General features: G+C 45.1%; 13 protein-coding genes. 8 read left to right on the top strand and 5 right to left on the bottom strand.

The features are described 5' to 3' along the window. Window positions 1–165: 165 nt before the first annotated feature. The 3 genes from FNC98_RS05130 (at window position 166) to FNC98_RS05120 (ending at window position 3,050) form a co-directional block, all read left to right on the top strand. On the top strand, window positions 166–1,263 hold the full coding sequence (locus FNC98_RS05130; protein WP_143580248.1) for a 6-bladed beta-propeller: 1,098 nt from the start codon (window positions 166–168) through the stop codon (window positions 1,261–1,263). Between the two features lie 12 nt (window positions 1,264–1,275). Next, window positions 1,276–2,727, top strand: a complete 1,452-nt coding sequence (gnd, locus tag FNC98_RS05125) for a decarboxylating NADP(+)-dependent phosphogluconate dehydrogenase (protein ID WP_144035464.1) — start codon at window positions 1,276–1,278, stop codon at window positions 2,725–2,727. Window positions 2,728–2,864: 137 nt separating this feature from the next. Beyond that, window positions 2,865–3,050, top strand: coding sequence for a DUF2986 domain-containing protein (locus FNC98_RS05120; RefSeq protein WP_143580247.1), 186 nt, complete (start codon window positions 2,865–2,867; stop codon window positions 3,048–3,050). 45 nt (window positions 3,051–3,095) lie between these two features. Here FNC98_RS05120 and FNC98_RS05115 read toward each other — a convergent pair whose 3' ends face one another. After that, window positions 3,096–3,404, bottom strand: coding sequence for a 2Fe-2S iron-sulfur cluster-binding protein (locus FNC98_RS05115; RefSeq protein WP_143580246.1), 309 nt, complete (start codon window positions 3,402–3,404; stop codon window positions 3,096–3,098). 88 nt (window positions 3,405–3,492) lie between these two features. Then, complete coding sequence (locus FNC98_RS16935) at window positions 3,493–3,627, bottom strand: hypothetical protein (protein WP_260680472.1); 135 nt, start codon at window positions 3,625–3,627, stop codon at window positions 3,493–3,495. 104 nt (window positions 3,628–3,731) lie between these two features. Between FNC98_RS16935 and FNC98_RS05110 the strand changes: the two genes are divergently transcribed. Then, window positions 3,732–4,346: a GntR family transcriptional regulator gene (locus FNC98_RS05110; protein WP_143580245.1), complete on the top strand. Its 615-nt coding sequence runs from the start codon at window positions 3,732–3,734 to the stop codon at window positions 4,344–4,346. Between the two features lie 85 nt (window positions 4,347–4,431). Here the strand turns inward: FNC98_RS05110 and galK are convergent, their stop codons facing one another. After that, window positions 4,432–5,577, bottom strand: a complete 1,146-nt coding sequence (gene galK / locus FNC98_RS05105) for a galactokinase (protein WP_143580244.1) — start codon at window positions 5,575–5,577, stop codon at window positions 4,432–4,434. Then, the gene (locus tag FNC98_RS05100) at window positions 5,574–6,620 is read right to left on the bottom strand and encodes a UDP-glucose--hexose-1-phosphate uridylyltransferase (protein WP_143580243.1); all 1,047 of its coding nucleotides are present in this window, start codon (window positions 6,618–6,620) and stop codon (window positions 5,574–5,576) included. Before FNC98_RS05100 ends, galK begins: the two co-directional genes overlap by 4 nt. A gap of 180 nt (window positions 6,621–6,800) precedes the next feature. Between FNC98_RS05100 and FNC98_RS05095 the strand changes: the two genes are divergently transcribed. From FNC98_RS05095 to FNC98_RS05085, 3 genes are all read left to right on the top strand, one after another. Beyond that, entirely contained in the window at window positions 6,801–7,811 is a 1,011-nt protein-coding gene (locus tag FNC98_RS05095) for a LacI family DNA-binding transcriptional regulator (RefSeq protein WP_143580242.1), read from the top strand. Between the two features lie 80 nt (window positions 7,812–7,891). Continuing rightward, window positions 7,892–9,142: a sodium:proton antiporter NhaD gene (gene nhaD, locus FNC98_RS05090; RefSeq protein WP_143580241.1), complete on the top strand. Its 1,251-nt coding sequence runs from the start codon at window positions 7,892–7,894 to the stop codon at window positions 9,140–9,142. Window positions 9,143–9,378: 236 nt separating this feature from the next. Beyond that, window positions 9,379–10,464: an acyltransferase family protein gene (locus tag FNC98_RS05085; RefSeq protein WP_185968072.1), complete on the top strand. Its 1,086-nt coding sequence runs from the start codon at window positions 9,379–9,381 to the stop codon at window positions 10,462–10,464. On the opposite strand, the gene FNC98_RS05080 is transcribed toward FNC98_RS05085, so the two are convergent. Continuing rightward, on the bottom strand, window positions 10,433–11,083 hold the full coding sequence (locus FNC98_RS05080) for a cupin domain-containing protein (RefSeq protein ID WP_185968071.1): 651 nt from the start codon (window positions 11,081–11,083) through the stop codon (window positions 10,433–10,435). The two genes, FNC98_RS05085 and FNC98_RS05080, sit on opposite strands and share 32 nt — an antisense overlap. Before the next feature lie 326 nt (window positions 11,084–11,409). On the opposite strand from FNC98_RS05080, the gene FNC98_RS05075 reads away from it, so the two are divergent. Then, complete coding sequence (locus tag FNC98_RS05075) at window positions 11,410–13,584, top strand: M3 family metallopeptidase (RefSeq protein WP_143580239.1); 2,175 nt, start codon at window positions 11,410–11,412, stop codon at window positions 13,582–13,584. Window position 13,585 lies beyond the last annotated feature (1 nt).

Raw genomic sequence — 13,585 nt, 5'->3', positions numbered from 1 at the left:
TTACGGGCGCCAATCACAGGTAACTCTGGATTAGCTAACCCCTTTACAGCACATGTCGATAAAGCCTGGTTTAATCTTATACGATTGTTGCTGATTCAATCTCTTGGTTTAACCACCTTTAAATTGTAAAATGTTGACAATTTTTGATTGTGAGAAGAAAAAACGATGAGCGATAGCGTTATATTGCCGAAAAATGGAATCGATCCGCACGGCATGATTATTGGTGAAGGTCAGTTTCAATATCGGGTAAACAACCGTTGGGGGATCTTAGATAAGGAGAAATATCCGGTAGAAAACTGCCATGATTTCGCCATCGATTCACAGCAGCGAATTTATATGGTTACCGATCACCCGGACAATCAGGTCATTGTTTATGACGTAAATGGGAATGTGGTTGATGCCTTTGGCAAAATGTTTCCTGGCGCCCATGCCATTGAAATTGTCAAAGAAGGGAATAAAGAAAACGACAGCGAGCAAGAGTTTATCTATCTGGTGGACAGTGGCTGGATAACCAATCGCAATTGGGATGGGGTATCAACCGATGCCTGGGACTCACCGAAAAATAAAGTTATCGCCCAAGCCGGATTTATTGCCAAGTTAACCTTGGATGGACAACTGCTTTTCACTATCTCGCACCCGCAGACCATAGGTATTTATACCCCAGACATGCCCTACCGGCCCACGGATATTGCCGTTAATAGTAATGGTGATATCTACGTTTGCGATGGTTATGGTTCTGATTATGTCATTCAATACGACAAGCAAGGCAGATACATTCGTCACTTTGGTGGTCATGATAATAAAGACGCTAATCACAATCTGGTCAATGCTCATGGTATCGCTATCGATACACGTAACCCCGAGAAGAAACAGCTGATTATTAGCTCCCGCGCTGAACAATGTCTAAAATTATTTTCCTTAGAAGGGGAATATCAGGGTAAGATAAACACCCCCGGAGCATGGGTACATGGTCCGGTGTTTGCAAAAGATTATTTCGTAACATCAGTATGTTGGTCGGATATCGATGGCAAAAATGTCGATAACTCAGGCTATGTAAGCATATTTGATAACCACGATAAGGTTGTAGTGAATTTAGGTGCAGGAAAACCTGAATACCGAGACAATCAATTGCAACCGATGACGACAACCTGGGATATTTTTAATCATCCCCATGGTATCTGCATCGATAATGACGACAACATATATGTAGGACAATGGCGTGCAGGTCAATCCTACCCGATTAAACTTGAAAAAATTGGATAGATTCCTATGACCTTGAAACAGCAGTCAGATATTGGTGTTATCGGCCTGGCGGTAATGGGCGAAAACCTAATACTGAACATGGCTTCAAAAGGCTTCACGGTAACCGCTTATAACCGTACCACGGAAAAAGTGGATCGTTTTATCAATGGCCGGGCGCAAGGCCAAAGCATTCGCGGCGCTCATAGCGTAGAAGAGTTCGTTAAATCCTTGGCCAGCCCTCGTAAAATCATGCTGATGGTTAAAGCTGGTAGTGCCGTAGACGCAACCATAGAACAGCTTTTACCTTACCTTAGCGAAGGTGACATTCTTATCGACGGTGGCAACAGCCAGTTTGAAGATTCTGACCGTCGTACTAAATATCTTGAAGAGAAAGGCTTTCTTTATATCGGCACGGGTGTTTCCGGCGGCGAAGAAGGTGCTCTTTTAGGCCCATCCATTATGCCTGGCGGTTCAAAAGCAGCCTGGCCACAAGTAAAACCTATCTTCCAGGGCATTGCCGCAAAAGTAAATGGCGATGTACCATGCTGTGACTGGGTTGGTAACGGTGGCGCTGGTCATTTCGTGAAAATGGTCCACAACGGTATCGAATATGGCGATATGCAGTTAATTTGCGAAGCCTATATTTTGATGCGCGATGTGCTTGGTTTGTCAGTCGACGAAATGGCAAAAGTGTTTGCTGACTGGAAGCAAACCGAACTAAGCAGCTACCTGATTGATATCACCGCAGACATCATGGCCTACAAAGAAGATGGCCAGCCACTAATCGATGTAATCTTAGATACTGCAGGCCAAAAAGGTACAGGTAAATGGACGGGTGTTACCGCGTTGCATTTAGGTACGCCGTTAACCTTGATTGGTGAAGCCGTATTTGCCCGTTGTCTGTCGGCATTAAAAGAACAACGTGTTGTTGCCTCAGAGATTATCGATGGCGTTACCACAGAATTTACCGGTGACAAGCAAGCCTTTATCGATGCCCTAAAAGATGCTTTGCTGGCTTCGAAGATGGTCTCCTATGCCCAGGGCTATGCCCTGATGAAACAGGCATCTGAAGATTTTGGCTGGGAATTAGATTATGGCGCAATCGCGCTAATGTGGCGTGGCGGTTGTATTATCCGCAGCGTATTCCTGGATGACATCAAGAACGCTTACGATAAAAACCCAGAGATTGATAACCTGTTGTTGGACGATTACTTTAATCAGGCCATCAAAGCAGCCCAGCCAGGTTGGCGTAAAGTGGTTAGTGAAGCGACATTAGCGGGTATTTCCATTCCATGCCTGGCGTCAGCATTAAGTTATTTTGATGGCTACCGCTGTAAAGATTTACCGGCAAACCTGCTGCAAGCTCAACGGGATTATTTTGGCGCTCACACCTACGAGCGCAAAGACAAACCTCGTGGTGAGTTCTTCCATACCAACTGGACAGGTCGTGGTGGCGATACCTCTTCCACCACCTACGACGTTTAACATTTTCTATTTTGGTATACATAAAGGCAATTGCTGAAAAGCGATTGCCTTTTTTAATTGCCATTTTAAATCACTTTTGAATGCCCTGGGATTCGCGGTAAAATGGCCGAATTCAACGAGCCGGGAACATCCAGCGTATGAACCGCAAAAAGAAAATTAAGTCCATTTTGATGGCCAAAAAGAAAAAGGCCAACAAGAAGCTTCACAACAGCAATAAGCCAAAGTATATTTCGAAGGCCGAACGGGAGGAAATGGCTGAAATTAAGCAACGACCAGCAGAACTTGAAAATCTGAATTCAGAAGATCAGGATGTTAATTCTTAGCCTCTCCAGTATTTTTGCTGCGCAGTGACTATCGCCTCAGTCACTCTAGTTCGCTACCGTTAAGGTAATACCATCGAGTTCTTCAACGATTTCAATCTGACAACTCAAGCGGCTTTGCTCACAAAAATTATCACTAAATTCCAACAGTTCCTGCTCTACCTCACCAGCAGGGCCAACTTTAGCCATATCTTCGCTGGCAACATGCACATGACAGGTTGCACAGGAGCATACGCCGCCGCAATCACCGTCGATACCTTCAACGCCATTCTCAACAGCTAACTCCATTACTGAGCCAGATTCACCTTCAACTTCAATCTTTTCGTTGTCAGAGGTAATAAAGGTTATTTTTGCCATAATGTTGTTCTCACTTATTTGATATCCAAGAGAAATTCAATACCCCAGATAATACGGTTATCCCGATTAACTGGATCGAGCTAATAATTTAACTGAACGAAACGGTTAGCTGTTCAAAACCAACCTTACGCTGAAATTCCTGCCAATCTTCGATATTGTCCTGATGATCGAGAATATCGATATTTTTAACTTTAGCTGATAACGAGCTCTGCAAAATGCTCATAAGCCATTCCAAAGATAGTATTTTTGGGCCTTGCCCAGTCCACGAATTGTCAATAGCGATTTGTATCTTTACAATAAAGCATACGATTGACCAAGGGCAACGACATGGACACATCACGGACTACAAAAATTCTTTCCGTAAAAGACCAAATTGCAGAGCAATTGCGCACAGATATCATCTCTGGTGCATTTCCGCCAAACACTAAGCTAAATGAAACCGAATTGGCGAATCGCTTTGGCTTATCCCGGGGCCCTATTCGTGACGTTATCTTACAGCTAACCAAAGAAGGTTTGCTGATATCCAAAAATAACTGCGGTGCCTCTGTTAATAGCGTGCTCGATCCAAGCATGCAAAAACTGATGATTAAACTTCGTCGTGAAATCGAAGTGTTCGCCATTGAGCAAATCAATGATAGCCTGACTGAGCTGGATATTAGAGATTTGGAAGCGATACTTGCCGATCTGCAAAAAGCTCTGGATGCTGAAGACTACGCAGAAGTTACCAAAATTGATATTTCTTTCCACCGCTACTTAATCAACAAAGCAGGTGGCGACGAATTGGTGAATATCTGGTATCCGTATGTGATGCGTATGCGTTTGAACTACAAGCGTATCAGCAGTAGCTTGCAATGTGTTGATGAGCACAGCCGCATACTTGAGGCGTTGAAAGCTGGTGATATGAAGCTAGCGAGCAAAGCCGTTAAAGCGAATATAAAGTAATAAATATCGCATGAAAGAAATAATCGAGAAACAGCGTCCCGAAAAATCGCAACGCTTCGTTTATAACTGACGAATAATCAGTTGCTTAAACGCGAAATGCGCCCTGCTCAGCGGTGCAGACATAGACATTAGCAACCAGACCAGAGCGTTGCTCGTATTGAGCACTAATCGCCGCTTTTATTGGTTCCACCAATTCATCTGGTGCCAGCGCAACCACACAACCACCAAATCCGCCACCTGTCATTCGGGTGCCACCTTGCTGGCCAATTACCTCAGCAATTATCTCAACCAAGGCATCCATCTGAGGTGTGGTCACTTCAAAGTCGTCTTTTAATGACATGTGAGAGGCCATCATTAACTCGCTCATGGTGGCAATATCATTGCCTTTCAGCGCCTCTAATACCGCCAGCGTTCTATCATTTTCAGAGATAACATGACGGGCACGACGATACTCAACGTCTGATAAGTTCGCCTGTTCAGATTGCAGTTGTTCCAGGGTTAAATCACGTAATGCTTTGACACCGAAATGTTTTGCTACCGCTTCACATTGCTCACGGCGCAAATTGTATTCACTGTCTACCAGGCCGCGTTTAACATTCGAATTTACGATAACGAAAGAGAAGCCTGCCGGAATCGGTGCATCTTCAAAGGTCAATGCCCGACAATCAAGCAACATAGCATTGGACTCCTGCCCCATTGCCGATATCAGTTGATCCATAATGCCGCAGTTACAACCGACGAATTGATTCTCAGCCTGTTGGCCAAGCAATGCTGCCTGAATACCATCAAGTGGCAGCTCATATAAACTGGCGAAGGTCTTTAAAATCGCAATTTCAAAACTGGCAGAAGAACTTAATCCTGCGCCTTGCGGCACATTGCCGGTAACCGCAAGGGTCGCACCGCCAACTTCAGGGAACTTGTTTTGCAGCATGGCAATGGTGCCACGCACATAGTTGCTCCACATCATGTTTTGATCAAATTGAATATCATCTAAAGAGAATTGTGATGTTTGCTGGTCGCAATCATGGGCGTAAACCAAAACCTGGTTATCGTCGCGTTTGGACGCGGCGATAGCGGTACCGTAATTAATTGCCGCCGGCAATACAAAACCATCGTTGTAATCGGTATGATCGCCAATAACGTTCACTCTTCCTGGCGCATAACAAACGATATCGCAAGGCGTCGAAAACTGCTGTTGAAAATGCTGGCTAGCCTGTTGTTTTAAATTCACTTTGATAACTCCTTATAGTGAGTCGCGCTAACACTACGTAAACGCTCGGCGGCTTGTTCGGCGGTAAGATCCCGCTGCGCTTCGGCCATCATTTCATAGCCAACCATAAACTTCTTCACTGTGGCGCTGCGCAATAATGGCGGCAGGAAGCTAGCATGTAAGGTCCATTCTGGATGCTCTTCACCATCGTATGGTGCGCCATGCCACCCCATGGAGTATGGGAATGAACACTGAAACAAATTATCGTAACGAGTGGTAATTTGCTTGAGAATATCGGCAAGGCTTAAGGTCTGCATGGTGGTTAAATCTGTCATGCGCTGCACGTTGAACCTTGGTAATAACAGGGTTTCAAACGGCCATGCCGCCCAGTAAGGAACCACAACGACCCAGTCATCATTGGCAACGACAACTCGCTCCTTCGCTGCAATTTCCCGAGCAACATAGTCCTGCAGCAAACTACTCTTTTGGGTCTGCAAATACTCAAGTTGGGCGTTCTGCTTTTTACTGACTAGTGTTGGTAATTGCGTTTGCGCCCAGATCTGGCCATGCGGGTGCGGGTTAGAACAGCCCATCATTGCGCCCTTATTTTCAAACACCTGTACCGACTGAAACTTTTGTCCCAACTCTGCACATTGCTGTTGCCAGGTTTTTACTACTTGCTGCAGCTTAGTGACGGAAAGCTCAGGCAAAGTTTTGCTGTGATCTTCACTAAAACAAATTACCCGACTTTTGCCCTGCTCTGTCTGCATTTTCAATAACGGATCATCCGTTGCCGTAACCGGGGTGTCTTCTTTTAGCGCCGCAAAATCATTATCAAACACATAGGTGCCCTCGTATTGGTCATTCACTTCACCATTAATTCGAGTATTACCAGCACATAAATAACAGGATTTATCATAAGCCGGACGATCATCTTCAGTAGCAGGCTCAACCTGCCCTTGCCACGGGCGTTTTGCCCGGTGCGGTGAAACCAACACCCATTCACCAGTCAAAGGATTAAAACGACGGTGTGGATGTTCGGTTGGATCAAAAGTATCGGTCATAATTTCTTCCAAATGTGATCATTTCCTGCGAGTGTAAACGTTTTCATATAAAGCTACAATAGCAACTATAAGAATAATAATGAGCATGACAAACAACATTTATCTAGCCATTTAGCTTGTTAATAGCTATGATCCGTTACTATTGAAAAACACTTAAACGTTTACATAACATTCAAAATCATGGCGACAATTAAGGATGTAGCGAAACAAGCAGGGGTTTCCATAGCCACCGTATCCCGGGTCATAAACCTCGGTGAAAAAGTGAATGCGCAAACCCGAGCGAAGGTGACCGCGGCGATGCAGGAATTGGGATATCGTCCTAATGCCAACGCCCGAGCTCTGGTTACCCAGAAAACCGCAACCATCGGTGTTGTCATTCCCGAATTAACAGACCCATTCTTTGCTTCTTTAGCCAGTGGTGTCGATGAGATAGCCAAAGAAAAGCGGTTGCAGTTACTGCTAAGTACCGGTACCGGGAGCGAGGAATCTGAATTACAAGCACTAAATGTTCTGATCGACAGAAACTGTGATGCGATTGTCATCCACAGCAAACATATCGCCAGTGATAAACTAATTGCTTTGGCAAAACAGCACCCGGGGTTAGTACTGATTGACCGCTGTGTTGAAGCAATACAAGAGCGCTGCGTCTGGCTCGATAACCTTGAGGGCGGCAAAATCGCTGCCAGGCATTTTTTGGCCCTTGGCCATAAGCAGTTTGCCTGCATTTCCAGTGAGTATGATATCGAAGATCCACGTCTGCGCTTACAGGGCTTTCAACAATGTCTTATCGAAAACAATATTGACAGTGACAATACGCCGGTTACATTTGCGCCGCCGAATCAACAAGGTGGTGAAATTGCCGTGCAGAAACTGCTCACCGATGGTCATCAATTTACCGCTTTGTTTGTTTATAACGACGCCATGGCCTCTGGTGCTATCAGCACATTGGAAGACAATGGTTTTCGGGTACCTGAAGACATATCGGTCATTGGTTTTGATGATGTCATTCTCGCCAGCTATACCCGGCCAAAACTCACCACCATGCATTACCCGGTAAACGCCATGGCAAAACAAGCAGCGCACCTGGCATTACAGCTAACCGAAACGAATGCGGCACCATTGAAGCAAAAACAAGAATCTGGAAAACACTTACCCCGGCTTGTTAATCGCGCTTCCTGTGTGCGCAGATAATGGTTTAGCAACCGTTTCCTTTAGCAGGAATAGCGATACGCTGCTATGTTTAGGGCATTGATTGATGATTGATTTCGGTTATGCTCGATTACTTTCTGATTTTCCTGGCGATATTGGCATTATTAAGCATCGTTTTTGAAGAAATTACCCACGTCAATAAAGCCAAGACGACATTGTTTTTGGGATGCGTTGCCTGGATGTTGTTATTCATCAACGCCGGTGCCGGATCCGAACGCATCAATCACCAGCTAGAAGAAAACCTATTGGAAATTGCCATACTCTGGTTGTTTCTCATGTCTACCATGACCTTTGTCGCTTATCTCAATGCCCAGGGAATTATCCAGGCGGCGATACAAAAAGTTTTCCCCGCCCGCATCAGTCAGCGCAAATTGATGTTATCCATCGCTGGTTTTGCCCTGGTACTCTCTTCGTTCTGCGATAATGTTACCGCGACTTTAGTATCACTGGCACTGCTGCAATCATTCGACTTACCGCGAGCGGTGAGAATAAAAATGGCGGTACTTGTGGTGTTTGCGGTTAACTCGGGTGGCGTCGCCTTGATAACAGGTGATGTTACGACGTTAATGATTTTTCTTGAAAAACATGTAGAGATCTCGCAACTTTTGATGCTGTTTTTACCTGCCATAATCAGCGTATTATTGCTGGCTTTGGTATTTAGCATTGGCGTAGAAGGTGATGTCGTAACCGAACAGGACGAGCACAATTTCAGCGTCGTTGAACTTGTGATTTCAGCAATTTTCATCAGTACGATATTACTGACGATGGCGTTAAATATCCTTTATGGTGTGCCGCCTGTGCTCACTTTTCTAACTGGCCTGGCAACCATGTTTCTGGCCGGCCGATTTATGCAAAAAGATCGTCAGCGGCCGCCCATGCTCGATTACATTCGCCGTATCGAATACGACACCCTGTTATTCTTTTTAGGCATATTGTTGCTGGTAGGGATGCTCAAAGAGATTGGTATTTTAACCTTGCTTGCCGAGGCCTATGCCCAATATAGCCCCGGCGTTTCCAGCTACTTTGCAGGTATTGGTTCAGCCCTGGTAGATAACGTGCCGCTCACCGCAGCCTTGCTTAAGGCGCAACCAGAACTATCAACGGCCCAGTGGTTGTCCTTAACCTATGCCGTTGGTGTTGGCGGCTCATTGTTAGTCATAGGATCTGCTGCAGGTATTATCGCAATGAGCAAATTATCTGAGCTCACCTTTATGTCCTATTTAAAATATGCGCCGGCACTTCTTATCGCCTACACCGCCGGATATTTAATTACCATGTGGCTAGCTAATGCCCTGTATGCAACTGGCGGGTAATATTTTCCGCCAGCAATAGGATTTTTGCTGACATAATCTATAGTTATACCTATCACTAGTCGTTTCAATGTGCTTGCCCACATTGCCAGTTTTTAGTGTTAAAGGACCCAACACGACTTTCCTTAAGTGTTTATTCATTGCAGTACAGCTTTGTAGACGTTTCGTTTCCCGTGTCTTTATCTAGGTTTCAGGGGCTGAAGGTCGCAAAATTTTAATACATATATTGCGAGAAACACGTGACTAATAAATTAGATTCTTTGCAGGTGCTCCGTGCCCTGGCTGCGTTTGCGGTGGTATTCAGCCATATCCCGATGATTAATCGCGGTGAATTCGGTGTTGATATTTTCTTTATCGTCAGTGGCTTTATCATCTGTTACATCACCGAACGAGACAACGCTAACTTTATGTTAAAGCGTATCTTTCGGGTACTGCCCCTGTACTATGTTGGCACTGTCGGCTTATTTATCATTGCTACCTATGTACCCGCTCTGGTTTCATCGGATCCAGGCAGTTTGCAGGAACTGGCAAAATCCCTGTTTTTTGTCCCCTACCTGAATGCCGATGGTGAAATGGCTCCAGTTTTAAAGCTTGGATGGACACTCAATTATGAAATGTTTTTCTATCTGGCGTTCGCGTTAAGTCTGCGGCTCTCTACAGCCCATGCCAGTTCAATCTGTGCAAGTTTACTGGTGTGTTTGATATGTGCCGGACAATTAGTGGATAACAACAATCTGTTTTTCCGCTTTTACACCGATACCATATTGCTCGAGTTCGTCTATGGCATGGCAATTTATGCCTTGTGGAAAAATACCAACCACTGGCACGTCAACAAAGCCCTTGGTTATTTCTCACTGGTGTTAGCTTTGGTTATTGTTACCTCGATGTTCTTTATCGACAGAGCTGGCATTCGCTTTATTGCCTTTGGGCTACCAGCCATTGCCGTGGTTTGCCTGATGTTGTGGGGAACCAAAAACATACGATTTCCATTTTGGTTGGTGCTGTTAGGTGATGCCAGTTATTCCTTGTATCTGTTCCACCCATATCTGGTCCTTGGCGTAGACCGTCTGCTCTTTAGCATGGACACTTTAACCTTCACCAGCGCAGCGGTCGCGTTTGCGGTAGTCGTCGCCTGTGGTCTGTTTTCCATTGTCTCGTATTACTGGTTAGAGAAACGCAGCAACGAATGGCTTAGAAATCGATTTTTGCCAAAACGTCCAAAGCCGCGTCCAAGAGTACTGCAACCTGCGCCTGCTGCCGAAATCAAACCCATTATTCCGGGAAAGAATATCCCTACCCCATATAACCCGTCTTTACGAAAATAATGCAACCCTGTTCGGAGAAAGGGTTGTGTTTGGAATAAGGCGGGCTGCGTAACCAGGTTCCTTTAGGATACTGACCGAATTCGTCCTCGAATACACCATCGAGGACGAAAATTTCCTCGCCACCGGGATGTACATGGGGCTGAAAATGCGTGCCAGGCTGCCATCTCACCAAAGCGGTATGTTCAGTGCCAAAAGAATGTAGCGGCATTACCGACAGGCCGTCTACTAAGCCAGGTAGCCAGGGCTGCTTGGCGGTTTCGATATGAATTTGCGCATCATCTCCCGGTTGAAATTGATTCAGTTTTACAAATAACTCACACCCCTTGGGGCTTTTTGGGCTATGTTGGCTGCCGGGAGGATTGCGAAAATAAGAACCTTTCGGATATTTGCCATGCTCATCTTCAAACACACCTTCAAGCACAAAAATTTCTTCTCCGTTTGGGTGCGGGTGAGCCGAAAACGCAGTGTTTTTATCATATTTGACGACGCTGGTGGTCAAGCCGCTCTCGACACCTTCGCGTTCCAGTTTTTTGCGAAACACACCTTCGGCTGGAGAATCTTCCCATGCCATCTGCTCAGTATTAATGGCCAAACGAATGTTACGTTCCAAATTTAACAAGGTTTTCTCCTATAACTCTCCGGAAACACTTTAAAGCTCAATGACTCGAGTTAGGTATACCCATGACAATGCGGTATTGATCATTGAGTGGATAATAAACCCGTCGACTTGTCTTTAATTGTAAGCGTTATTTTACACCCAAAGCGCCATCAAAGTACCGACAAATCAATTTACAAACTCTGATGGATGGGATAAAACAGTTGGTTAATTAAATCCCTTGACCTTTTCACCACTCAACGGGTGGTCAATTACCGTCAGATAAAAAGGGATTAAGCACAAGCATATGTGCCCGAAACTGGTTATATGAGAATAGAATAGGAAGAGATATGAAAAAACATCTGTTAACCCCCATTGCTTTGGCAATCGCCCTGGCGGGGTGTCAATCCGAGAATAAAGAACAAGCGGCAAACCAACAGGCTGCTACCGAACAAGTCGCACAAACCAGCGCTAGTGCGGAGCAGTCAAACCCTTTCTATTCCGAGTACGATACGCCATTTGGTATTGCGCCTTTTGAGCAAATCAAAATTGAACACTATATGCCGGCCCTTGAAAAAGGTATCGCTGAGCAAAAAGCCGAAATCCTAGCCATTGCCAACAGTGACGAAGCGCCAACGTTTGAAAACACCATTGAAGCCATGGAAAAAAGCGGTGATCTTCTTACCAAAGTAACCAATGTTTTTTATGGTCTGATCGGCTCTATGTCAACGCCAGAAATGCAGGCGATTTCAAAAGAAGTTTCGCCAAAACTTTCTAAGTTGTCTGATGATGTTTACCTGAATGAAGATTTGTTCAAACGCGTGAAAGCCGTTTATGACCAAAAAGATGAGCTAGAGCTTAATACCGAACAGAATACCCTGTTAGAAAAAACCTACAAAGGTTTTGTTCGCGGTGGCGCTAACTTAAACACCGAAGATAAGGCGACTTTACGTGACCTAAACGAGCAGCTATCGAAGCTAAGTATTCAGTTTGGTGAAAACCTGTTAAATGAAACCAATGATTTCGAATTGGTTATCGACAACGAAGAAGACCTTAATGGTTTACCGGAAGGCATTATTGCGGCGGCAGCGAACACCGCGTCCGAGCGTGGTCACGAAGGTAAGTGGGTATTTACCACACATCGCCCTAGCTTTTATCCGTTTTTAACTTACTCAACGAAACGCGATTTACGTGAGCAGTTGTTCTATGCCTATACCCATCGTGGTGATAATGACAATAAAAACGATAACAAGAAAATTGCCGCTAAAATGGCCTCTCTTCGTTATCAGCGTGCTCAGGTGTTAGGTTATGACACCCATGCCGATTATGTCCTTGAAAATGCGATGGCGAAAACACCCGAAAACGTTTATGGTCTGCTAGATAAAGTATGGCCGGCATCTCTGGCTCGTGCGAAACAGGAAGTTGCCGACATGCAGACCTTCGCCGAATCCGAAGGCGCAGACTTTAAGCTTGAAGCCTGGGACTGGTGGTATTACTCAGAAAAAGTCCGTAAGCAGAAATACGACCTGGATGAAGAAGCAACAAAACCTTACTTCTCATTAGAAAATACCATGCAAGGTGTTTTCTACACCGCAGAAAAGCTGTGGGGCGTGACCTTTAAAGAGCGTGATGATTTACCAAAATATCACCCAGACGTAACCACCTATGAAATGTTCGATAAGGATGGTTCTTCGGTTGGTGTATACATGACGGATTTCTTTGTGCGTCCATCAAAACGTGGCGGCGCCTGGATGAGTTCATTCCGCAAGCAACACAAGATGTATGGTGAAGAGGTTAAGCCAATTATCTACAACGTGCTTAACTACCCGACTCCGGTTGGTGATGAGCCAGTATTACTAACCTTTGATCAGGCATCTACCCTATTCCACGAATTTGGTCATGCAATCCAGGGCTTATTATCTGATGGTTACTATCGTTCATTAACCGGTACGGCGCTGCCTCGTGATTACGTTGAGTATCCGTCTCAGGTAATGGAAAACTGGATGACAGAGCCTGAAGTGCTTGAGCAGTTCGCTAAGCATTACAAAACGGGAGAAGTGATTCCGATGGAAATGGTCGAGAAGATCCAGGCTTCCGGTAAATTCAATCAGGGTTTTGCTACCACCGAATATATGGCAGCAGCCTTGCTAGATTTGAAATGGCATACCTTAAAAACTGCGGAAGAGCAGGATGCTGATAAATTTGAAGCGGACGCGATGGCAGAGATTGGCTTAATTAATGAAATTGCGCCTCGTTATCGTACAACCTACTTCTCGCACATCTTCGCGGGTGGTTACTCTTCTGGTTACTATGGTTATATCTGGTCAAACATTTTCGATGCTGATACCTGGAAAGTGTTTGAAGAAAAAGGTATTTTCGATCAGGACACGGCGACATCTTATCGTAAGAACGTTCTTGAATCGGGCGGTACGGAAGATCCAATGATCATGTACAAACGTTTCCGCGGTCAGGAACCGGATCCAATCCACTTACTTGAGCGCCGGGGTCTGGTAGCTCCTAAGTAGA

Origin of the sequence: Thalassotalea sp. PS06 (assembly GCF_007197775.1) — a bacterium.
Taxonomy (GTDB): Bacteria; Pseudomonadota; Gammaproteobacteria; order Enterobacterales; family Alteromonadaceae; genus Thalassotalea_A.
Note: the sequence above shows the minus strand (reverse complement) of the source record. Positions and strands in the feature narration are given on the sequence as shown.

Coding starts and splice junctions, on each gene's coding strand:
- FNC98_RS05120 (WP_143580247.1), top strand. CDS start 2,865: ATGAACCGCAAAAAGAAAATTAAGTCCATTTTGATGGCCAAAAAGAAA.
- nhaD (WP_143580241.1), top strand. CDS start 7,892: ATGCTCGATTACTTTCTGATTTTCCTGGCGATATTGGCATTATTAAGC.
- FNC98_RS05115 (WP_143580246.1), bottom strand. CDS start 3,404: ATGGCAAAAATAACCTTTATTACCTCTGACAACGAAAAGATTGAAGTT.
- FNC98_RS05100 (WP_143580243.1), bottom strand. CDS start 6,620: ATGACCGATACTTTTGATCCAACCGAACATCCACACCGTCGTTTTAAT.
- FNC98_RS05110 (WP_143580245.1), top strand. CDS start 3,732: ATGGACACATCACGGACTACAAAAATTCTTTCCGTAAAAGACCAAATT.
- FNC98_RS05075 (WP_143580239.1), top strand. CDS start 11,410: ATGAAAAAACATCTGTTAACCCCCATTGCTTTGGCAATCGCCCTGGCG.
- FNC98_RS16935 (WP_260680472.1), bottom strand. CDS start 3,627: ATGAGCATTTTGCAGAGCTCGTTATCAGCTAAAGTTAAAAATATCGAT.
- FNC98_RS05095 (WP_143580242.1), top strand. CDS start 6,801: ATGGCGACAATTAAGGATGTAGCGAAACAAGCAGGGGTTTCCATAGCC.
- FNC98_RS05130 (WP_143580248.1), top strand. CDS start 166: ATGAGCGATAGCGTTATATTGCCGAAAAATGGAATCGATCCGCACGGC.